A 20,904-nucleotide genomic window follows, 5' to 3' on the forward strand; every position below is an offset into this window, starting at 1 on the left:
TGCGATCGTGTCAAAGACACCGGCCACTATAGTCGGAATCTTTCCTGGATGCGACGGGCGCATTCAAGCGGCGTCAGCCGGCTGGTGTCGACTTCGAGGTCGTAGTCTATGCCCCTGTGGATGCGTCCATATTGCCAGCGCGCCAGACCGGGCAGCCTGTCGGCGCGCGCGGCCTCGCGCGCTTCCAGCACCTCCAGCGGCGCCATGACGCCGACCAGATGCAGGTCAAAGCTCGACAGCAACTCGACATACTCCGCTATCTCGTCATTGAAGATCACGTCGTCGACAATGAGATTGTTGCCTTGCCCGGCCATGGCGGCGATGGCATGGCGCATGCCGCGCATGGTTCGCGCGCCGATCAGCCCGCTCCTGATCACCACCGACGGCTTGCCGTCCTCCAGCACCGTCTCAAAGGAAAACCCGTCGGCATGATCCTGCAGCGCCGGCGGCAGCATGTCGATGAAAGCATCCATCTGGACATGCAGGAACGGCTCGGTGGCGATCGTTTGCAGCGCCCTGGCGATCGAGCTTTTGCCGGCGCTGCCGACGCCATTGAGCAGGACGATTTTGGCCGTCATGTCGCCCCCTCGGCCTATCGGTTGCGCACGACGATACAGGCGCCGCCGACGCTTTGCAGTTTCTGGCAGATGACGTTGGCGGCGGCACGGTCGTCGACACCGATCCTGACGGCGTAGATGCCGCGTCGGCCGATCGGCGTGCGCACCCGGCTGACCACCGGGTCACGACCGGACAGCAGCGCCGGAAACCGGCTCCTGACCCGCAGCCACTGATTGATCGCAGCTCCCCTGCGGAAATTGCCGGCCACCTGGACGCCCCATGGCTTCACATTGATCGAGGCCATCGCCACGGTTCTGGACATGATCACCGGCAGCTTGCGGCAGGCGACGGCAAAGCTGGTTTTCGCGTCGAGCGGCTCGATCGTTCCGGCGTAGGCGCTGTCGGAGAACTTGTCGGCCGGTTCGCCCATGATGTCGAAGACGTAGCTCTCGGTCTCCATGGGCAGGAAACCGCCGGAACCCAGCCAGCGCGAAACCCGGCTCTCGCCGGCATTGTAGGCAGCCGCCGCCAGGCCGAGATTGCCGAAGCCGGTCTTCATTTCGGCGAGATATTTCGCCGAAGCCGGGATCGCCTGGTCGATGTCGAAAGGATCGGCCAGCCCGCGCATCTTGGCGGTGCCCGGCATGAACTGGGCGATCCCTTCGGCACCGACCGGGCTAACCGCATTGGGATCGAAGCGGCTTTCTTTCCAGATCAGCCGGGCGAAGTAATCCTTCGGCAGGCCGTTCCGCTCGGCATGCGTCTCGATCAGGTCACAGACACGGCCAATCAATCGTTTCGCCGCCGAGCGCGATTGCGGTGGATCGGCGAGCGCCTGTCCGGCACCCAGCCCGCAGAGCAGGATCACACCGGCTTTGAGCAGCCCCCGCATGGCTTATTCGGCCGCAGCCTTGCCGTGTTGGCCAAACCGCTGCTCGATATAGTCGGCAACCATCTTCTCGAAATCGGCGGCGATCGACGGACCGCGCAGCGTCGCCGACTTCTTGCCGTCGACGAAGACGGGTGCGGTCGGCGTCTCGCCGGTGCCGGGCAGCGATATGCCGATATCGGCGTGCTTGGATTCGCCGGGGCCGTTGACGATGCAGCCCATCACCGCGACCTTGAGGTTCTCGACGCCGGGATATTTCTCCCGCCAGACCGGCATGTTCTTGCGCAAATCGGCCTGGATGTTCTGGGCGAGCTCCTGGAACACGGTGGAGGTCGTGCGACCGCAGCCGGGGCAAGCGGCGACGATCGGCACGAACTGACGGAAGCCCATGGTCTGCAGCAGTTCCTGCGAGACCTGCACCTCACGCGTGCGGTCGCCATTCGGCTCCGGCGTCAGCGAGATGCGGATGGTGTCGCCAATGCCTTGCTGCAAGAGGATGCCCATGGCAGCCGACGAGGCGACGATGCCCTTGGATCCCATGCCGGCTTCGGTGAGGCCAAGATGCAGCGCATGGTTGGAGCGCGTGGCAAGCTCGGCATAGACGGCGATCAAATCCTGCACGCCGCTGACCTTGGCCGACAGGATGATCTTTTCGCGGGCGAGGCCTATCTCTTCGGCCATTTCGGCCGACAGGATCGCCGACTGCACGATCGCTTCGCGGGTTACTTCCTGCGCCGTCAGCGGAAAGCCTTGGCGCTGGTTTTCGTCCATCAGCCGGGTGAGCAGCTCCTGATCGAGCGACCCCCAATTGACGCCGATGCGCACCGGCTTGTCATGCCTGATCGCCATTTCGACGATCGCGGCGAACTGGCGGTCCTTCTTGTCCTTGAAACCGACATTGCCAGGATTGATGCGGTATTTGGCCAGCGCCTCGGCACAGGCCGGATGATCGGCCAGCAGCTTGTGGCCGATATAGTGGAAGTCGCCGACCAGCGGCACATTGATGCCGAGCCGCTCGAGCCGTTCGCGGATGCGCGGCACGGCGGCGGCGCTCTCGTCACGATCGACGGTGATGCGCACGATCTCGGAGCCGGCGCGATGCAAAGCCGCAACCTGCGCGACGGTCTGGTCGATATCGGCCGTGTCGGTGTTGGTCATCGACTGCACGACGACCGGCGCGCCGCCGCCGACGATCACGCCGCCGACATCGACGCCGACCGATGTCCGGCGCGCAAAGGGGGAGGAAAAATACCCGGTCATGCCGGCAGCCTCTTGATCAACCGAGCGACACACGTCCACGTCGACGCACGCTCAATCAGCTATCAGCGCATAGCGCTGAGGTTCGGGCATGAGGTGGAGGAGCAAAGATGGCTTGTCAATGGCGACAGACAAGCAGAGCCGCCAAATCGCAGCAGCGCGGCGACCCCACAGACGGGTTTCGCCGGCCAACAGTATCGGAATCAGTAGCAAAAACAGGCCTCCGGCGGCATGTCGCCACCGGAGCGATAGTCACGCGCCAAGGCGGCGCGTCTAATCCTGGAAGGGCGTCAGTGTCTCGTCGGTTTCGCCTTCAGTTTTTCAATCTCGTCCTTGAGTGCCAGCTTGCGTCGCTTCAGATTCACGATTTCGAGGTCGTCGACCGATGGATGGTTCATCGCATCGTCGATCTCGCGTTCGATATCACCGTGTTTCCGCTGCAACTCATCAAGATGGGATGCAAGAGACATGATTGGTTCTCCCTTTCATGGTTTCCTCGATTGCAGCCGTCAAAGGCACGTCCACCGCAGGTCGCATCTGTGACGGCACCACGACAGTCTGCCACCATCCGGCTGCGATGTCGAATGCTGCGTGGTAGCATTCCACGACAATGTGATATGTGATATTGGCTGCGCGCCGGCGGCAATTGATGCCGCCCCCGCCCAATCATGCCCATTGCCGGGCGCCGCAGACATGCAGACGGTAGAGAATGTCCGACCAGGAAAAGGCCGATGTCCGCCTCGAATTTTCCCGCCTGAAGCAGGAGCATGCCGATTTCGACGCGGCCATCAATGCGATGATCGCCATGGGCTGCGACCCCTTGCAGATCCAGCGCATGAAGAAGAAGAAGCTTTTCCTCAAGGACCGGCTGATGGCGCTGGAAGACAAGATCATTCCGGACATCATCGCTTAGCCGACGGCCTCGGGGCCTAACTGCTCACCCCGCTATCGACAGCCGCGCCGCGCGATGGCGCAGCAACGTCAGCAATTCGTCGGTCTTCTCCGCTGAAGTGTCGATCGGCACCACCAGGCACATCGTCGCCTCGACCTTGCCGGCGGCCGCGAAGACAGGGGCGGCCAGGCATTTGGTGTAGGCGTCGACCAGCCCCGAAGTGATGCAATAGCCGGTCGTTCTGGCCGTCGCGATATCGGCAATGAAGTCGTCGAACTGCAGCCTGCGGCCGTCGGGCAGCAAAAGGTCGTCTTCCGAGACCATGTCCTGGATGGCGGCCCTTTCCAATCCGGCCAGAAGCAGCCGCCCCGATGCCGTCCATGGCAGCGGGATCTGCAGGCCAGTGGCCGAGCTGATGCGGAACGGCCTGGTGCCGGGGCTGGAATGGACGATGGTATAGCGCCCGCTTTGCAGCATGCACAATTCGGAGGTCTCGCCGGTCTCGCGCGACAGATTGTCGACCTCCTGCCGGCCCCGCCTAAGCAGGTCGTTGCCCCTGACATAGTCCATCCCATAGAGGTAGAGCTTCTTGCCGAAATAGACCCGGTTGCCGTCGCCCTCCATCTCCAGGAGACCCGCATCGACCAGCGAACGCACCAGCGTATAGGTGGTGGAGCGCGGCGCATTCACCCCCTTGGCGAGATCGCCAATGCCGATGGCGCGCTGCGTGACATGCAGGAATTCCAGGATCTCCAGCACCCGGTTGAGGCCCTTCTCGCGCGAGCCGGAGGTCTTGTCGGGCGTCGGGCTCTCGGCTGGACCAAGCTCCGCCCGATCCGTGAGTCCATTGCTGTCTTGCATAACTGATTCCTGATGTTAGTATCTGTCTTGTATAGGATACATGTGTCTATTGTAAGAGACAATTCAGGTCGGCGACACGTGTGTCTGTAAGGGGAACTCAAACAACAGGAGGTCGCAGTGAACGACGCATCCAAGCGAGATTTTCTGAAACTGGGCATGGCCGGGCTTGCAACGGCGGGCGTGATGACCGCTGTCAGCGCCGAAAAGGCGGCGGCACAAGCCGCATCCGACAGCGTTCTGCGCACCGCGCTTGACCGCGGCAAGCTGATCGTCGGCACCGGCAGCACCAACGCGCCATGGCATTTCGAAAACGATGCCGGCGAGCTGGTCGGCATGGACATCACCATGGGCCGCATCCTGGCCAAGGGTCTGTTCGACGATCCGAGCAAGGTCGAGTTCGTCATGCAAGATCCGGCGCAGCGCATCCCCAATGTCACCACCAACAAGGTCGACATTACCATCCAGTTCATGACCATGACCGCGCAGCGCTCGCAGCTGATCCACTTCTCCAGGCCATACTATGTCGAGGGCGTCGCCCTGCTGACGCTGCCGACGGCGGAAAACAAGACCTTCGACAAGCTGCTCGCCGGCGGTTCGGCGACGCGCATCTCGATCCTGCAGAATGTCGACGCCGAAAGCTCGGTCCATTACGCCCTGCCGGAGGCGCAGGTGCTGCAGATCGACACCCAGGCCAATGTGCTGCAGGCACTGGAATCGAAACGCGCCGATGCCGCCGCTGTCGATCTTTCAACCGTGCGCTGGCTGGCCTCGCGCAACCCCGACAAATATTTCGATGCCGGCAAGAGCTGGTACTCGATGCTCTACGGCGCGGCGGTCAGGCAGGGCGACCTGGACTGGCTGACCTTCGTCAACCAGACCTTCACCATCGCCATGTTCGGCCATGAGACCGCACTCTACGACGCCGCCTTCAAGGACTATTTCGGCCAAGAGCCGCCGGCCCGCCATCCGGGTTTCCCGGTTGTCTGACAAGCGCTGGCGGAAGGGTTAGCCCTTCCGCCTTCTAGTTCGCATCCCCTTGGTTATTGCGGGAGACGCATGGGCTATACGCTCAACTTCAACCTGATCTGGCGGCATTTCGACAAGTTGTGGGGCGGCCTTCTGCTCAGCCTCGAGCTTGCCGTGATTTCGATTGCCATCGGCGTCGTCATCGGCCTGATGCTGGCGGTCTGGTATGTCTCGGCCGGACGCGTGGTGCGCGCCATCATTGCGGCTTACGTCGAATTCATCCGCAACGTGCCGCTGATCCTGCTCGTCTATCTCGTCTTCTACGGCCTGCCGACGGTGATCGACGTCGCCTACGACGCGCCGACCTCGTTCGTGCTGACGCTGTCGGTCTATAGCGGCGCCTATCTGGTCGAGGTGTTCCGCTCCGGCCTGGAAGCCGTGCCGCGCGGCCAGCTCGATGCCGGCAAAGCCATCGGCCTGACGCCCTGGCAGCGGCTGGTTCATGTGCGCCTGCCGACCATGCTGCGCATCACGCTGCCGGCGCTGTCCAACACCTTCATCTCGCTGTTCAAGGACACGTCGATCGCCTCGGTGATCTCGGTGCCCGAGCTCACCTTCGGCGCCCAGTGGATCAACTTCAACACCTTCCGCATCGTCGAGGTCTATCTGGTGACGACGGCGATGTATCTGGTGACCGGTTACACCCTGCTGTTCGGACTGCGGCTGGTCGAACGCCGGTTCAGGGCTGCGCGCTGACATGCTGAGCCAGATCCTCTACGCCGTACCGTTCCTCGCCCAGGGCTTCGCCATCACTTTGTGGGTGTCGCTGCTGGTCGTGGTGCTGTCGCTGATTGCCGGCGTCGCGCTCGGCGTCGGCCTGGTCTACGGCCCGGCGCCGGTGCGCTGGGCCGTGCGCATCTTCTCCGACACCATCCGCGGCATCCCGATCCTGGTGCTGATGTTCTTCGTCTATTACGGCCTGCCGGCCATCGGCCTGCATCTGCAATCCTTCTCGGCGGCGGTGTTGGCGCTCACCTTGTTCAAGACCGCGCAGGTCATTGAGTATCTCCGCGGCGCCGTCGGCTCCATTCCCAAAGGGCAGTCCGAGGCGGCGATGGCGATTGGGCTGACTTTTCGCCAGCGGCTCACCTACGTCATCTTTCCGCAGGCCTTCCGGCGCTTCCTGCCGCCCTGGATCAACGGCGTCACCGATGCGGTCAAGGGCAGCGCCCTGGTCTCGCTGCTCGGCATCACCGACCTGATGCAGGCGATCAACCAGGTCATCGGCCGCACCTATGAGGCGATGCCGCTCTACATCCTCGGCGCCTTGATCTATTTCGCCGTCAACTATGCGCTTTCCTACGCCAGCCGGCGGCTGGAACGGCGCTTTGCCTTCATCCGGGACTAGCACGATGGCCACAAGCTCGAACGACAATGCTGCCCTTCTCGACATTGCCGGGGTCTCGAAAGCCTTTGGTTCGGTCGAGGTGCTTCGCGCGGTCAGCCTCAAGGTGGACAGGGGCGAGGTGGTCACCGTCATCGGCCCTTCCGGCAGCGGCAAAACCACCCTGCTGCGCTGCGTCAACTTTCTCGAAAGCTACGACTCAGGCTCGATCCGAATCGACGGCAAGGAGGTCGGTTTTCGTGAGGTCGGCGCGCGCAAGCGGCGCAGCGAGCGCGACCTTGCCAATATGCGCGCCGAAACCGGCATGGTGTTCCAGAGCTTCAACCTGTTTCCGCACCTCACCGCCGCCGGCAACATCATGCTCGGCCTCACCAAGGTGCGCGGCAAGAGCAAGGCCGAGGCGCGCCAGATCGCCGAGCATTGGCTGAGCCGCGTCGGCCTCGCCCACAAGGCCGACAGCCTGCCGGCGGAACTCTCCGGCGGCCAGCAGCAGCGCGTCGGCATAGCGCGGGCAGTCGCCATGGAGCCGAAGATCCTGCTGCTCGACGAGATCACCTCCGCGCTCGATCCCGAACTGGTCGGCGAGGTGCTGGCCGTTGTGCACAGCCTGGCCGAAGACGGCATGACCATGGTGATGGTCACGCACGAGATGGCCTTTGCCCGCGACGCTTCGAGCCGCATTGTCTTCATGGCCGATGGCGGTGTCAGCGCTGTTGGCCCGCCGAAGGAGATCCTTGCCGAAGAGACCACCAATGAGCGCCTGCGCTCTTTCCTGGCGCGCTTCCGCGCCTCGCATTTCTGACATGGGCGGCCCAAAGCAATTCCAGGAAAAGTGTAAGCGGTTTTCCCGGGAAAAGCGCGAAGCGCTTTGCCTTGGGAATTGCGTAAAACAACAGGCCGGCCCAAGGAGAATTCTTACATGACGCCTTACATCCGGCTCGCCGAACTCGGCCTGACGCTGCCCGAGCCGCCGACGCCGATCGCCAATTTCGTCACCCATGCGGAAAGCGGCCGGCTGATCTTTCTTTCGGGTCAAGGGCCGTTGCGCGCCGACGGCACGCTGTGCACCGGCAAGGTCGGCGAGGACGTCACCGTCGAGCAGGCCTATGAGCATGCCCGCCTCACCGGCCTCAACCTGCTCGCCGTCATGCACGCCGCCGCCGGCGATCTCGGCCGCATCGTGCGCGTCGTCAAATTGCTCGGCTTCGTCAATGCGACGCCGACCTTCAGCGACCACCCGAAAGTGGTCAATGGCTGCTCGGACCTGTTCGCCAGCGTCTTCGACAAGATTGGGGGCCATGCCCGCTCGGCGATCGGGGTCGGCTCGCTGCCTGGAAACATCACCGTCGAAATCGAAGCGGTCGTCGAGATCGCCGCCTGACCGTCAAGGGATTGCTGAACATGAAAACCTATTCCGACACCGGCTCCAACACCACGATCCGTGAACGACTGGGACTGAGGCCGATCATCAACGTCTCCGGCACGATGACGACGCTCGGCGCCTCGATCATCGTTCCCGAGGCGATCAGCGCCATGGCCGAGATCGCCTCGCAATGGGTGGAGATGGACGATCTGCAGCGCGCCGCAAGCGTGATCACCGCCCGCCTCACCGGCAGCGAGGCCGGCTTCATCACCGCCTGCTGCGCCTCAGGCATCACAATGGCGATCGCCGGGGCGATGACCGGCACCAATTTGCTGGCGATCGAACGGCTGCCCGACGATACCGAAGGGCTGAAGTCCGAAGTCGTCATCCAGCTCGGCCATATCGTCAATTACGGCGCACCGATCGACCAGTCGATCCGCGTCGCCGGCGCCAAGGTCATTCCGGCTGGCACGGTCAGCGTCACGCAGGATTATCATGTGCGCGAGGCTATCAACGAGCGCACGGCGGCGGCGCTCTACGTCGTGGCGCACCACACCGTGCAATACGGCATGCTTTCCCTCGAGGAATTCTGCGATATCTGCCACGCCAGGGGCGTGCCGGTGATCGTCGACGCGGCTTCCGAATATGATCTGCGCAGCTTCCTGGTCCGCGGCGCCGACATCGTCGTCTACAGCGGCCACAAATTCCTGTCGGGGCCAACCAGCGGCATCGTCGCCGGCCGCAAGGATCTGGTCCGCGCCGCCTATCTGCAAAACCGCGGCGTCGCCCGCGCCATGAAGGTCGGCAAGGAAAGCATCGCCGGCACCATGGCTGCGCTCGAAGCCTGGGAAAAGCGCGACCATGCCGGCATCCGCCGGCGCGAGGAAGCGGCGCTCAATCTGTGGAGGGATTCGCTACAGGGAATACCCGGCATCGTCGCAAACATCATTCCCGACCCGACCGCCAATCCGCTCGACCGGCTGCAAATCTTTGTCTTGCCCAAAAGCCGCTTCACCGCCGCCGGCCTCGCCTCGGCATTGGCGGCCGGATCGCCGCCCATCATCGTGCGCAACCACGAGGCCGAGCGCGGCCATTTCTTCCTCGACCCGTGCAATCTGCACCCCGGCGAGGCCGAGATCGTCGCCGAGCAGCTGCGCGCCGTGCTCACCGCGGCCGACAGGCCGGCGGATGCGATGAGACAGCCGCGAAAGGATTCATCCGGCGCCCTGCGCTGGCCGGACTAGGCTGCGGCGGCCGCCATCCTTGCGGGCCAGCCCGAATTCCGCTAAGGCGCGCCTTTACCGCCGGGAGCATGCGCTTGACCGACCACCGCGCCGACGTCGCCATCATCATGGGCAGCCAGTCCGACTGGGCGACGATGCGCCACGCCGCCGAAACGCTGGAGGCGCTGGGCATTCCGCACAAGCGGCTGATCGTCTCCGCCCACCGCACCCCGGACCGCCTCTATGATTTCGCCAAGGGCGCCAAGGCGGCCGGCTACAAGGTGATCATCGCCGGGGCCGGCGGCGCCGCCCACCTGCCCGGCATGACGGCGGCTCTGACGCCGCTGCCGGTGTTCGGCGTGCCGGTCGAATCGAAGGCGCTGTCAGGCCAGGATTCGCTGCTCTCCATCGTCCAGATGCCGGCCGGCATTCCGGTCGGCACGCTTGCCATCGGCAAGGCGGGTGCGGCCAACGCCGCCCTTCTGGCGGCCGCCGTGCTGGCGCTGAACGACGAAGAACTTGCCGCCCGCCTGGATGCCTGGCGCACCGCCCAAACCGCCAGGGTCGCCACCGAACCGACGGACGCGCCGTGAGTCTGCCCGCGGGATCGAGCATCGGCATCATCGGCGGCGGCCAGCTCGGCCGCATGCTGGCTGTTGCCGCAGCGCGCCTCGGCTACCGCACAATTATCCTCGAACCGCAGGCCGATTGCCCGGCGGCTCAGGTCGCCAACCGCCAGATCACCGCCGCCTATGACGATGCGGACGCCCTTGCCGAACTGGCGGCAGTCAGCGCCGTCGTCACCTACGAATTCGAGAATGTGCCGGTAGCGGCTGCCGGCGCGCTCGCCGCCAAGGTCCCGGTCTATCCGCCACCCAGGGCGCTGGAAGTCGCCCAGGACCGGGTGGCGGAGAAGCTATTCCTGAACGGCATCGGCATCAGGACAGCGGATTTCCGCTCCGTCGACAATGACGACGAGCTGACGGCGGCGCTGAGAGAGTTCGGTGGCAGCGGCATCTTGAAAACCCGCCGCATGGGCTATGACGGCAAGGGCCAGCGCGTCTTCCGCAACATGGAGACGGGCGGCTTTGCCGGCACATGCGAGACCATGGGCAATGTGCCGCTGATCCTCGAATCCTTCGTCGCTTTCGAGCGCGAAATCTCGGTCATCGCCGCGCGCGGGTTGGACGGCGCGGTCGCCGCCTACGATCCGGCTGAGAACGTCCACCGCGACGGCATCCTGCATACCTCGACCCTGCCGGCCCAGATCAGGCTGGAGACGGCGGCGACGGCACAGGGGTCGGCAGCGAAAATCCTGTCGGCCCTCGACTATGTCGGCGTCATCGGCGTCGAGTTCTTCGTTCTTGCCGATGGCACGCTGCTGGCCAACGAAATGGCGCCGCGCGTGCACAATTCCGGCCACTGGACGGAAGCCGCCTGCATCGTTTCGCAATTCGAGCAGCATATCCGCGCCATTGCCGGCCTGCCGCTGGGCAACCCTGGCCGGCATTCAAACTGCGTCATGGAAAACCTGATCGGCGACGATGTGCTGCGCGTACCCGCTTTGCTCGCCGAGCCCGATCTGATGCTGCATCTCTACGGCAAGGCGGAAGCGCGCCCAGGCCGCAAGATGGGCCATTTCACGCGCATCAGCCGCCGTAGCTAAGCCATTCCGGCACTTTGCGCGAGGGCGTGGCTCGAGCCCTATTGCAGCTCGTCGTTCAGATCTCCGTCCTCGTCGGGGCTGGCGCAACTCGCATCGCCTTCCCTACAATTGGCGCCCGCGGTGAGCTGTTTGATGCGCTGGTCCGTCAGTTCGGTCAGGCATTGTGAAACCTCCATCGGATGGATGGAGCCGCCCTCGCTGTCTGTCGTCGTATAGGCGCATTCGGCGTCGCGGAAGGCGATCCAGGCGCGTTGCGCGACCTGCAGCAGCTTCCTGCCCTTGTCGTCGTTGCGACCGACGAGATCCTTGTAGGCCTGGTTGAGCTTGGCATCGGCGGCCCGATAGTCCTCGCCGGCGCAGATGTTCATCATCTGCTGGCTGTCGTCGTTGCGGTCGCATTCCTGCGCCTGCGCGATGGAGGCGGCTGCCATAACGGCAAGGCTCGCGGACACAAACAACAGGCGCATGGAGGTCTCCAAATCGGCTTGCGGGTGCCGCACCATTCCAGCCCGCCTTCGGCCGCGCAATGGCGTGGAGCCGAGATGGCGGATATTTGATGGCCAAAGCCATTCTCGGCCTCTATCCAGCACGCTTGCGGTTGACACGGGCAAGGCTCCTCGTTTATGAGCCACCGCAAGTTCAAAGGCGCGCTTTTCAGGCGCGCCTTAATAATTCGGCCCGGACAGGGCCCAGACCGACGGGCAAGACCATGAAGATCAAGAATTCGCTCAAGGCGCTGAAGGCGCGTCACCGCGACAACCAGCTGGTTCGCCGCAAGGGCCGCGTCTACATCATCAACAAGACCGCTCCACGCTACAAGGCGCGCCAGGGCTGAGTGTTCGGCCGGAGGCTCGTTGCCTCCGTCCATACGATGGTAATTGCCTGGTTTCAGGCACTTTCACGCTAATTTCAGTTTGACGATCCGCCGTCCGGGGTTAGATTCCGGCGATGCGGATTCTTTTTGCATTTTTGGCGACCCTGTTTCTTTTCGGCGTCGCTCCGGCGTCGGCGGACGATCCGCCGGCAAAGCCGCCGGTTGCCCTGACCAGGGAAGCCAGGCTCGACCAACTGTTTGCCGAGCTGAAGCGCGAGCGCAACGAAAAGGCGGCCGAGCGCATGGCCGGGCGCATCTGGGGCGAATGGTTCCAGTCCGGCAGCGCCTCGATCGACCTGATGATGCAATGGTCGCAAAAGGCGATGGACGACCAGAAGTTCGACGTCGCCCTCGACTTCCTCGACCAGGTTGTCATCCTGCAGCCAAAATATGCCGAAGGCTGGAACCGGCGCGCCACCGTCCATTACATGATGAAGAATTTCGGGAAGTCGATGTCCGACATCGACCAGACGCTGCAGCTGGAACCACGCCATTTCGGCGCGCTTTCCGGCCTGGCCCAGATCATGTCCGCCACCGGCCACAAGCAATCGGCGCTCGAAGCCTGGCAGAAGGTGCTTACCATCTATCCGATGATGCGTAGCGCCCAGGACCAGGTCGCGGCAATTTCGGAAGAGCTTGCCGGCGAAGGAATTTGATTAGGCAGTAGGAATTAGGGATTAGTCAGTAGAGAGATTGGTCGAGACGCCTACTCCCTACTCCCTACTCCCTACTCCCTAGAACTTATCCCCCTCCACCCCCGTATCTCCGCGCATGAACCTCATTTACGCCGCCTGTGCTTTGCTCCTCGCGCTCGTCTTTGCCCTGGCCGGTGTCACCCGCGCCGGCACGTGGCTGATCGAGTGGCGGAACCCGCCGGCCGGCGAATTTGCCGACATCGACGCCACCCGCATCCACTATGTCCACGTGCCGGCGCCTCAAAATGCCGAGCTGCCGGCGATCGTCTTCATCCATGGCGCCAGCGCCAACCTCAGGGATCAGATGCTGCCGATCAGGCCTTTGCTCGAAGGCCGCGCCGAGATGGTCTTCCTCGACCGGCCGGGCTTCGGCTGGTCGGCACGCGGCCCCGGCAATGAGAGCCCGTCGGGGCAGGCCGACACCATCGCCAGGCTGATGGACCGTCTCGGCATCCACAAGGCGATCATGGTCGGCCATTCGTTTGGCGGCGTGATCACCGCCGCCTTTGGCCGCGAACACCCGGAGAAGACGCTCGGGCTGGTCTTTCTGTCGCCGGTCAGCCACCCCTGGCCGGGCGGCGCGACCGCCTGGTACTACAAGCTGACCGCCACCCCCATCATCGGCTGGCTGTTCTCGCAGACATTGACCTATCCGGCAGGCACGCTGCAGATGGACAGCGCCACGGCCTGCGTGTTTTCTCCCAACAAGGTGCCGGAAGGCTATGTCGGCAATGCCTCGATTCCGCTGGTGCTGCGTCCCGGCGCTTTCCGCGCCAACGCCATCGATGTCGCCGGCCTCTACGACTATACGCTGAAGGCCGCGCCGCATTACCGCGACATCACAGCGCCGACGATCGTCATCTCGGGCGATCGCGACAAGGTGGTCTATGCCTCGATCCATTCGGTCGGCCTGGTCAGGGACATCCCCGGCGCCGAACTGATCTGGGTCCACAATCTCGGCCACAAGCCGGATTGGATCGCCTCCGACCTCGTCGTCGGCGCGATCGAGAAAGTCGCCGGCAAGGTCGTCGACCTGCAGGCAATGGCAAAAACCGTGGAAGCACGCATCGCCGGCGATGCGTACAATGAGGGGCGATGCCCCGACATCACAGTGCCCGACGCGGAACTGGCCCCGACCTGATCGCAATGTATGTCCTGAAACACGGCGTCAAGAGAAACCCGGAGAAGCGATGGGCGTTGCCGGACCGCATCTTCTTCGGCTATGGCGCGTGCGCCATTCTTGCTGGCGCCTTTCTCGAGCATGCTCCTCTGGAAGGATTCTACGGCGAACGGATCATTCCTGGCGAGGGCTTTTCCGGGAACCATATTTACGCGACCAACGGCGTGATCGCGTTCGACTACCACGGCTATTCCGCCCGCGAGCGGCTTTTGGAACACCACAAGAGGGGCTGGGCGTCGCGCAATCCCGGGTGGCACTGCACGATCGCCACGGTCGATTTCGATCTGCTCGACACAGTCGAACTCAACCGGCGAAAGATGCTGGGTCCGGACCAGTACCTGCACCACCCCGTTCCCCGGGCTCGCCGCTTCCTTCGGCGCATCGATCACGCCGAAGGTGCGGCAAGAGCGCAGCGAACTGTGACGAGGTCTCAGCCTATGTTGCGGGTGGCCTGCACGTCCGATCCGACATAGGCGATGCGCAGCATGTTGGTCGAACCCGGCGTCCTCAGCGGCACGCCCGCCGTGATGATGACGCGGTCGCCCGGCTGGCCGAACCCCTCTTCGAAAGCGATGCGGCAGGCGCGATCGACCATGTCGTCGAGGTCGCTGGCGTCGGGCGAGACGACGCAATGCGTGCCCCACAAAAGCGACAGCCGCCGCGCCGTGTTGAGGATCGGCGACAGCGCGATGATCGGCACTTGCGGCCGCTCGCGCGCGGCGCGCAGGCCGGTGGTGCCCGACGCCGTATAGGTGATGATCGCCGACAGTTTCAGCGTCTCGGCAATCTCGCGGGCGGCGAGCGAAATGGCGTCGGCGCCGGTTGCTTCCGGTTCCGAGCGCTGCGCGTTGATGATGCCGGCATAGGTCGGGTCGGTTTCGACCTTGGTGGCGATGCGGTTCATCATCGCCACCGCCTCGACCGGATAGGCGCCGGCAGCGGATTCGGCTGAAAGCATGATGGCGTCGGCGCCCTCGAACACGGCGATCGACACGTCGGAGACCTCGGCGCGGGTCGGCACCGGCGCGGTGATCATCGATTCCAGCATTTGCGTGGCGACCACCACCGGCTTGCCGGCGCGGCGCGCGGCGCGCGTGATCTGCTTCTGGATGCCGGGCACCGCTTCCAGCGGCATTTCCACACCGAGATCGCCGCGGGCGACCATCAGCGCGTCGGAGAGTTCGATGATTTCGGCCAGCCGGGCTACCGCCTGCGGCTTTTCGATCTTGGCCATGATAAGCGCCCGGCCGCGCGCGATCTTGCGGGCTTCCGCCAAATCCTCCGGCCGCTGCACGAACGACAGCGCCACCCAGTCGACGCTTTCCGCCAGCACCGCATCGAGGTCCTTGCGGTCCTTTTCGGTCAGCGCACCGACCGGCAGGTCGGTGTCGGGCAGGCTGACGCCCTTCTTGTCGGAAATGGTGGTGCCGGCGACGACCGCGCAGGTGATCGACTTGCCGTCGCTCTTCACCGCCCTGAGCTCCAGCTTGCCGTCGTCGATCAACAGACGGTGGCCGGCCTCGACCGAACTCAGGATTTCGGGATGCGGCAGGTAGACGCGGGTCGACGTGCCGGGCTCGGGATTGTTGTCGAGGGTGAAGGTCTGGCCCGGGGTCAGCACCTCCTTGCCGTTGGCGAACTTGCCGACGCGCAGCTTCGGTCCCTGCAAATCGGCCAGGATGCCGATCGGACGGCCGACCTTTTCCTCGACCGCGCGGATGCGGCCGACCAGCGTGCGCATCAACTCGTGATCGGTGTGGCTCATATTGATGCGGAAGACATCGGCGCCGGCTTCGAACAGCTTCTGCAGCATCTCCTCGGACGAGGAGGCAGGACCGATGGTGGCGAGGATCTTGACCTTGCGGCTACGTCTCATTGACTGTTTGTTCCCGGGGCGGCTGGAGCGCCTCCCGTTGTGGACTCATCGGTCAGCTGGACCATCCAGCTTGCCTGCTCGCCCGTGTCATATTCCTGGAATCCGGCGCGCTGGAAGCCCCGGGCGACGCAATCGGTAACGCCGGCAATCTTGAATTCTTTTTCGGCCACGCACATGTTGATCGGGCCATCCCAGCGCCCGCCGCGCTCGGCGTCTTCTGCATAAAGATAGTAAAACCTCGATGACAGCGGACCTTCGATCAGCGTCTTGCAGCTCGATCCTTCAATGTGCCACCACCCCTCGGTGATCCAGCCTGCCTTGGCGCGGTAGCCGATGCCAACGCCGACCAGGTTCTGCGTGGCGTTGCAGACGCGGAAATCGGCGCGGGCAGGCGAAGCCGCGACCAGCGCGGTGAGCCCTAGCGTCAGGGCCAGGAGCGGCACGGCAAAGGCGGTGCGCGCACGCGGCCTGCCGGCGGAACCCATCCCGAAACCCCTCAATAACGTCATCTGCATCTCTCAACGCCCCTTTTCGGAAAAGTCCGGGCGCATGTCAACGCGCCGTTCTGTCCAATTCCAATCGATTTAGAAAGGCCCCCGACACGCGATCTGCCGCACGTCACAGGTTTTTCGCAGAAACCGTGGCTAAACAACGGCATTGCGCAACAGTCCTCTTCGTGGGAATGACGATACCACCCTCCCCGGAAGCCAGCGAACAGACCTTTCCAGCCAATGACCCGATCCACAGTTTTCGCGCCTTTCGATATCGTCGAAGGCGACCGCAAGCGAGGCATCGTGCTTGTCGCCGACCATGCCCGCCGCGACCTGCCGGAGGAGTATGGCAGTCTCGGCTTGCCGGCGGCGGAACTCGATCGCCATATCGCCTACGACATCGGTGTCGAGACGGTGACGCGCGAACTGGCCGCAGCGCTCGACGCGCCGGCGGTGATCGCCAATTTTTCGCGGCTGCTGATCGATCCCAATCGCGGCGAGGACGACCCGACGCTGATCCGCCAGCTCTATGACGGCACTGTCGTGCCGGGAAACTACCCTATGGCGCCGCAAGAACGCGAAAGGCGGCTCGACGGCTTCTACCGGCCTTATCAGGACGCGGTCGGCGCCATGATCGCGTCGGTGGCGCACGCCTCAGGCAAAGCGCCGTTCATCTTCTCCGTACACTCCTTCACCCCTGTCATGCAGGGCTTCATCCGCCCTTGGCATGTCGGCATATTGTGGGACCTCGACGACCGCGTGGCGCGGCCGCTGATCGACATGCTGGCGCAGGATAAAAACCTCGTCGTTGGCGACAATGAACCCTATGACGGCGCTTTGCGCGGCGACACCATGTTCAAGCACGCCATCGTCAACGGCTTTGCCCATGCGCTGATCGAGATCCGCCAGGACCTGATATCAGACCGCAAGGGGGCGCTGGCCTGGACGGAACGGCTGGCGCCGATCGTTGACGCCATCGACCGCCGTCCCGATATACATCAGGTGAAGATGTTCGGCTCGCGCACCGGGCCGCTGTGAGGATCCAAGGCAATGACCGAACTCAGCGATGACCATAAACGCGATTTCGAGGCCGCGGCCTTCCGCCGGCTGGTCGATCATCTGCGCGAGCGCAGCGATGTGCAAAACATCGACCTGATGAACCTCGCCGGCTTCTGCCGCAACTGCCTGTCGAACTGGTATCGCGAAGCGGCCGAGGCTGAGGGCGTCGATCTCGGCAAGGATCAGTCGCGCGAAATCGTCTACGGCATGCCCTATGCGCAATGGCAGGCGCTGAACCAGACCGAGGCTTCGGACGCCAAGAAAGCGGAGTTCGAGGCAAGACGGCCGAGGGATCACTGAAGTAGCGCGCGGTTCACAGGATTGACGTCGGCGGGACAGCGCCTAACGGTTTCCCCTTAGATGTGGCCCACAAGCTTTTCGCAGCCAAGCGCTTGACGAGAAATTGAATCGATTTAATTTGCCGCGCAAAGCCATTCCTTGACCGGATTCGAACCATGGACGCGCAAGACACCATGCAGAGCGCCCTTCAGGGGCGATGGGCCGTAGCCGCGATCTTCCTCGCCAACGGCTTCCTGACCGGCAGCTGGGCGCCGCAGATACCGGTGTTCCTGACCCGGCTCGACATCTCGAAATTCACCCTCGGTCTGCTGATCCTTCTGTTCGGCGTCGGCGCGGTCGCGGCCATGAGCTGGTGCGGCCATCTGATCTCCAGGCATGGCTCGCGCACCGTGTTGCGCTGGTTCGGCCTGTGCGGCAGCCTCGGCCTGCTGATCGTGGCGCTGGCGCCCAACGTGCCGCTGGCGGCGATCGCCATGATCATCTTCGGCGGCTCGATCGGCGGCATGGATGTCGCCATGAACGCCAATGCCGTGGTGGTCGAGCGCCGGCTGTCCCGCGCCATCATGTCGTCCTCGCACGGCTTCTGGAGCCTCGGCGGTTTCGCCGGTGGCGGTCTGGGCGGTTACGCCATCCAGACTTACGGCCACCTCGCCCATGCGGCTGTAGTCACGATCATTGCTTTTGCCGTCATCGCCGTGGCGGTCGGCTACCTCATCGCCGAGGACAAGCCGCAGGCCGCCGAGCATCACAGATTAACGCTGCCGGCCAACCCGCTGGTCTATCTTGTAGGGCTGATGGCGCTGCTGACGATGATTTCCGAGGGCGCCGTGCTCGACTGGGCAGCGCTTTATCTCAGGCAGGAGCTCGGCGCCGACCTCGCCATCGCCGGCCTTGCCTACGCCGCCTTCTCCGGCGTCATGGCTGTCATGCGCTTTTTCGGCGACGGCGTGCGCAACCGCTTCGGCGCGGTGGCGACGCTGCGCGGCTCGGCGGTGGTCGCCGCCGCCGGCATGCTGGTCGCCGGCCTGTCGCCTTCGCCCTGGATCGCCATCGCGGCTTTTGCTCTCTGCGGCTTCGGCATCGCCAATATGGTGCCGATCATCTTCTCGGCCGGCGGCAACCAGGAAGGCATGTCGTCGGGCACCGGCATGAGCGTCGTCACCACCATGGGCTATTCCGGCATATTGGTGGCGCCGTCGGCGATCGGCTTCGTCGCCGAGCATTCCAGCTTCGGGCCGATCTTCGTCGCCATGTCGGGGCTGCTGACCGTCGTGCTGTTGATGGCCGGGCTCGCTCACCGCGCCGAATTCGCGGCCGCCCCCGCCGAATAGCGCTTCAGCTCCTCGTAGAGGAAATCCGCTACGCGGCGGATGCGCACGCTGGTGCGCACGTCGCGATGCATGGCCAGCCACACCGGCAGGCTGGGCAGTGGCAGGCCGAGCAGCAGTTTCTCCAGCGACGGGTCGCTGTCCGCCAGCGGCTCCTGGCCAAGACCGACGCCGTTTCCCGCCCGCAGCGCTTCCCACAGAACGATCTGGTTGTCGGTCCTGAAGCGGAAACTGCTTCGGGTGACGGGGATGCCGGCCTGGGTAAAGCCCCGGATCATCTCGTCGCTGCGCTCGAAGCCGATCAGCGGATGGTCGAGAAGGTCGGCGGGCTTGAGCGGGCGTCCGTGCCTGTCGAGATAGGATTTCGCCGCGCAGCAGCAGAGCTTGATATCGCAGACCTTGCGCGCCGTCAGCTCGTTCTGCGCTGGCTTGACCATGCGGATGGCGATATCGGCATCCCTTCGCAGCAGGTTCTCGACCTGGTTCGAGGCGACGATCTCGACCTCGATGCCGGGTTCCTCGATGCCGAGCCGCGCCGTCATCCTCGGCAGCACATAGGCCGCCACCACCTCGCTGGCGGCAATACGCACCGTGCCTTCGATCGCCTCGACCGAGCCCAATGCCAACAGTGCGAACGCGCTCGCCTGCTCGCTCACCGCTCTGCCGCGTTCGAACAGCGTGGCGCCTGCTTCCGTCAGCGCATAGCCGCGCCGCCCGCGCCGGAACAAGGTGACGCCCAACGCCTGTTCGAGCTCACCGATGTGACGCCCGAGCGTCGGTTGGCTGGCCGACAGTTTGCGCGCCGCGGCCGACAGGCTGCCGGTCTCCGCCACGGTGACGAAACTCTTGATCAGGTTCCAGTCGATATCTTCCATTCAATTATGAATAACAAAGCTGCATCCCTAGTCAATTTTCGTTCGCATATGGAGGCATCATATTCGCCGTGCAAACACAAACACGGAGAAGAAAATGACCAAGATCGCAATTCTAGGCGCCAATGGCCGGCTCGGCCGCGTGGTTGGCAAGGCCTTCATCGACGCCGGTTTCGACGTCCGCGCCGTCACCCGCAGCGGCAAGGTCCCAGCCGAACTCAAGGGCGCCACCGCCGTCGCCGGCGATGCGCTCGACCGCGAGGCGCTGATCCGCGCCACGCAAGGCGTCGACATCATCTTCAACGGCCTCAACCCGATCTACACCGACTGGGGCAAGTGTCTGCCGATGGCGGAGAACGTCATGGCCGCCTGCCATGCCAATGGCGCGCTGCATCTTTTCCCCGGCACTGTCTACAATTACGGCTCGCCGATGCCTGAGGTGGTCACCGAAGACACGCCATTCCGTCCGACCACCGAGAAGGGCCGCATCCGCTGCGCCATGGAAGCGCTGTTTCGCCGCGAGGCCGATGCCGGCCGCGTCCGCACCATCATCCTGCGTGCCGGCGATTTCTTCGGCGGCACCGGCAGCGGATCATGGTTCGACCTCGTCGTCGCCGCCAAGATGAGCAAGGGCGTCTACACCGCGCCTGGCCCTGCCAACCTCGTGCACGAATGGGCCTATTTGCCGGACTTCGGCATCGGCTTCGTCGGCCTGGCGCGTAATCAGGGCAAGCTCGGCTTCTTTGAGGCGCTCAACTTCCCCGGCCACGCCGTCACCGACATGGACATAAAGGCCGCGGCCGAGAAAGCGTTGGGACGTCCGCTGAAACTGGCCTTCATGCCTTGGTGGGTGCTGCGCGCCGGCAGCCCGTTCGTGGCGATGTGGCGCGAGATCGTCTCGATGTCCTATCTGCGCTTCGAACCGCACCGGCTCGTGTCCGACCGGCTGGCAGGCATCATCGGCGAAGTCCCGCACACCCCGCTGGACGAGGCCGTGGCCGAGGCCTTGAAGGACATCGGCATCAGCCTCGACCGTGCAAAAGACGCCGCTTGAATGCATGTCGCCCAGAAGTGTGCGCGGTTCTGGGACAACGACATGCATCAAAACAAAGACTTTAGACAAAAATCTCTCTCGCGGTGCTGGCCCAA

At 63.9% G+C, this 20,904-nt stretch carries 26 protein-coding genes; 17 read left to right on the forward strand and 9 right to left on the reverse strand.

Translation table 11 applies throughout. From position 1 onward, the window contains the following. Positions 1–26: 26 nt before the first annotated feature. The 4 genes from NKI64_RS02200 to NKI64_RS02215 form a co-directional block, all read right to left on the reverse strand. Positions 27–578 carry a chloramphenicol phosphotransferase CPT family protein gene (locus tag NKI64_RS02200; protein ID WP_023693645.1) on the reverse strand — a complete coding sequence of 184 codons (552 nt, stop codon included), beginning with the start codon at positions 576–578 and terminating at the stop codon, positions 27–29. 14 nt (positions 579–592) lie between these two features. Further along, complete coding sequence (locus NKI64_RS02205) at positions 593–1,450, reverse strand: transglycosylase SLT domain-containing protein (protein ID WP_352522058.1); 858 nt, start codon at positions 1,448–1,450, stop codon at positions 593–595. Positions 1,451–1,453: 3 nt separating this feature from the next. Continuing rightward, positions 1,454–2,707 carry a flavodoxin-dependent (E)-4-hydroxy-3-methylbut-2-enyl-diphosphate synthase gene (gene ispG, locus NKI64_RS02210; RefSeq protein ID WP_023822294.1) on the reverse strand — a complete coding sequence of 418 codons (1,254 nt, stop codon included), beginning with the start codon at positions 2,705–2,707 and terminating at the stop codon, positions 1,454–1,456. Between the two features lie 287 nt (positions 2,708–2,994). Next, entirely contained in the window at positions 2,995–3,174 is a 180-nt protein-coding gene (locus NKI64_RS02215) for a YdcH family protein (RefSeq protein WP_023684024.1), read from the reverse strand. Between the two features lie 239 nt (positions 3,175–3,413). On the opposite strand from NKI64_RS02215, the gene NKI64_RS02220 reads away from it, so the two are divergent. After that, positions 3,414–3,617, forward strand: a complete 204-nt coding sequence (locus NKI64_RS02220) for a YdcH family protein (RefSeq protein WP_023673103.1) — start codon at positions 3,414–3,416, stop codon at positions 3,615–3,617. A gap of 24 nt (positions 3,618–3,641) precedes the next feature. On the opposite strand, the gene NKI64_RS02225 is transcribed toward NKI64_RS02220, so the two are convergent. After that, positions 3,642–4,457: an IclR family transcriptional regulator gene (locus NKI64_RS02225; RefSeq protein WP_023673104.1), complete on the reverse strand. Its 816-nt coding sequence runs from the start codon at positions 4,455–4,457 to the stop codon at positions 3,642–3,644. A gap of 156 nt (positions 4,458–4,613) precedes the next feature. Here NKI64_RS02225 and NKI64_RS02230 point away from each other — a divergent pair, with 156 nt between their 5' ends. From NKI64_RS02230 to NKI64_RS02265, 8 genes are all read left to right on the forward strand, one after another. Continuing rightward, positions 4,614–5,444 carry a transporter substrate-binding protein gene (locus tag NKI64_RS02230; RefSeq protein WP_023673105.1) on the forward strand — a complete coding sequence of 277 codons (831 nt, stop codon included), beginning with the start codon at positions 4,614–4,616 and terminating at the stop codon, positions 5,442–5,444. 69 nt (positions 5,445–5,513) lie between these two features. Then, a complete protein-coding gene (locus NKI64_RS02235) occupies positions 5,514–6,179 on the forward strand; it encodes an amino acid ABC transporter permease (protein WP_023673106.1) in 666 nt (221 codons plus the stop codon). Between the two features lies 1 nt (position 6,180). After that, positions 6,181–6,831 (forward strand): amino acid ABC transporter permease, encoded by a 651-nt coding sequence (locus NKI64_RS02240; protein ID WP_023754124.1) that lies wholly within the window; start codon positions 6,181–6,183, stop codon positions 6,829–6,831. A 4-nt stretch (positions 6,832–6,835) separates the two neighbouring features. Then, positions 6,836–7,630, forward strand: a complete 795-nt coding sequence (locus NKI64_RS02245) for an amino acid ABC transporter ATP-binding protein (protein ID WP_352666350.1) — start codon at positions 6,836–6,838, stop codon at positions 7,628–7,630. 117 nt (positions 7,631–7,747) lie between these two features. After that, the gene (locus tag NKI64_RS02250; protein WP_023673109.1) at positions 7,748–8,209 is read left to right on the forward strand and encodes a RidA family protein; all 462 of its coding nucleotides are present in this window, start codon (positions 7,748–7,750) and stop codon (positions 8,207–8,209) included. Positions 8,210–8,229: 20 nt separating this feature from the next. Further along, positions 8,230–9,435: an aminotransferase class V-fold PLP-dependent enzyme gene (locus NKI64_RS02255; RefSeq protein ID WP_031244798.1), complete on the forward strand. Its 1,206-nt coding sequence runs from the start codon at positions 8,230–8,232 to the stop codon at positions 9,433–9,435. 74 nt (positions 9,436–9,509) lie between these two features. Beyond that, positions 9,510–10,007 (forward strand): 5-(carboxyamino)imidazole ribonucleotide mutase, encoded by a 498-nt coding sequence (gene purE / locus NKI64_RS02260; protein WP_023754121.1) that lies wholly within the window; start codon positions 9,510–9,512, stop codon positions 10,005–10,007. Next, entirely contained in the window at positions 10,004–11,080 is a 1,077-nt protein-coding gene (locus tag NKI64_RS02265) for a 5-(carboxyamino)imidazole ribonucleotide synthase (RefSeq protein ID WP_023698471.1), read from the forward strand. The genes purE and NKI64_RS02265 overlap by 4 nt, the downstream gene beginning before the upstream one ends. A 38-nt stretch (positions 11,081–11,118) precedes the next feature. Here the strand turns inward: NKI64_RS02265 and NKI64_RS02270 are convergent, their stop codons facing one another. After that, complete coding sequence (locus NKI64_RS02270) at positions 11,119–11,547, reverse strand: lysozyme inhibitor LprI family protein (RefSeq protein WP_023684031.1); 429 nt, start codon at positions 11,545–11,547, stop codon at positions 11,119–11,121. Between the two features lie 242 nt (positions 11,548–11,789). On the opposite strand from NKI64_RS02270, the gene ykgO reads away from it, so the two are divergent. The 4 genes from ykgO (at position 11,790) to NKI64_RS02290 (ending at position 14,302) form a co-directional block, all read left to right on the forward strand. After that, positions 11,790–11,915 carry a type B 50S ribosomal protein L36 gene (gene ykgO / locus NKI64_RS02275; protein ID WP_006327841.1) on the forward strand — a complete coding sequence of 42 codons (126 nt, stop codon included), beginning with the start codon at positions 11,790–11,792 and terminating at the stop codon, positions 11,913–11,915. A 113-nt stretch (positions 11,916–12,028) separates the two neighbouring features. Continuing rightward, on the forward strand, positions 12,029–12,610 hold the full coding sequence (locus tag NKI64_RS02280) for a tetratricopeptide repeat protein (protein ID WP_352666353.1): 582 nt from the start codon (positions 12,029–12,031) through the stop codon (positions 12,608–12,610). A 115-nt stretch (positions 12,611–12,725) separates the two neighbouring features. Further along, positions 12,726–13,790 (forward strand): alpha/beta fold hydrolase, encoded by a 1,065-nt coding sequence (locus NKI64_RS02285; protein WP_023822297.1) that lies wholly within the window; start codon positions 12,726–12,728, stop codon positions 13,788–13,790. A 5-nt stretch (positions 13,791–13,795) separates the two neighbouring features. After that, on the forward strand, positions 13,796–14,302 hold the full coding sequence (locus NKI64_RS02290) for a hypothetical protein (RefSeq protein WP_023822298.1): 507 nt from the start codon (positions 13,796–13,798) through the stop codon (positions 14,300–14,302). Here the strand turns inward: NKI64_RS02290 and pyk are convergent. Together pyk and NKI64_RS02300 are read right to left on the reverse strand one after the other, a co-directional pair. Then, positions 14,260–15,705: a pyruvate kinase gene (gene pyk / locus NKI64_RS02295; protein WP_023690053.1), complete on the reverse strand. Its 1,446-nt coding sequence runs from the start codon at positions 15,703–15,705 to the stop codon at positions 14,260–14,262. The two genes, NKI64_RS02290 and pyk, sit on opposite strands and share 43 nt — an antisense overlap. Next, positions 15,702–16,190: a DUF1036 domain-containing protein gene (locus NKI64_RS02300; RefSeq protein WP_023737012.1), complete on the reverse strand. Its 489-nt coding sequence runs from the start codon at positions 16,188–16,190 to the stop codon at positions 15,702–15,704. The genes pyk and NKI64_RS02300 overlap by 4 nt, the downstream gene beginning before the upstream one ends. Before the next feature lie 246 nt (positions 16,191–16,436). Here NKI64_RS02300 and NKI64_RS02305 point away from each other — a divergent pair, with 246 nt between their 5' ends. The 3 genes from NKI64_RS02305 to NKI64_RS02315 all read left to right on the forward strand — a co-directional run bounded on the left by NKI64_RS02305 (position 16,437) and on the right by NKI64_RS02315 (position 18,886). Beyond that, entirely contained in the window at positions 16,437–17,234 is a 798-nt protein-coding gene (locus NKI64_RS02305) for an N-formylglutamate amidohydrolase (RefSeq protein ID WP_023737013.1), read from the forward strand. A 12-nt stretch (positions 17,235–17,246) separates the two neighbouring features. Next, the gene (locus NKI64_RS02310) at positions 17,247–17,555 is read left to right on the forward strand and encodes a DUF1244 domain-containing protein (protein WP_352666355.1); all 309 of its coding nucleotides are present in this window, start codon (positions 17,247–17,249) and stop codon (positions 17,553–17,555) included. A 155-nt stretch (positions 17,556–17,710) separates the two neighbouring features. Continuing rightward, positions 17,711–18,886, forward strand: coding sequence for an MFS transporter (locus NKI64_RS02315; protein WP_352666357.1), 1,176 nt, complete (start codon positions 17,711–17,713; stop codon positions 18,884–18,886). On the opposite strand, the gene NKI64_RS02320 is transcribed toward NKI64_RS02315, so the two are convergent. After that, entirely contained in the window at positions 18,850–19,758 is a 909-nt protein-coding gene (locus NKI64_RS02320; RefSeq protein ID WP_352666359.1) for a LysR family transcriptional regulator, read from the reverse strand. The genes NKI64_RS02315 and NKI64_RS02320 overlap by 37 nt on opposite strands. A 94-nt stretch (positions 19,759–19,852) precedes the next feature. On the opposite strand from NKI64_RS02320, the gene NKI64_RS02325 reads away from it, so the two are divergent. Next, the gene (locus tag NKI64_RS02325) at positions 19,853–20,809 is read left to right on the forward strand and encodes an SDR family oxidoreductase (RefSeq protein ID WP_352666361.1); all 957 of its coding nucleotides are present in this window, start codon (positions 19,853–19,855) and stop codon (positions 20,807–20,809) included. Positions 20,810–20,904 lie beyond the last annotated feature (95 nt).

The organism is Mesorhizobium sp. M0478 (genome assembly GCF_040321305.1).
In the GTDB taxonomy this organism is placed as follows: domain Bacteria; phylum Pseudomonadota; class Alphaproteobacteria; order Rhizobiales; family Rhizobiaceae; genus Mesorhizobium.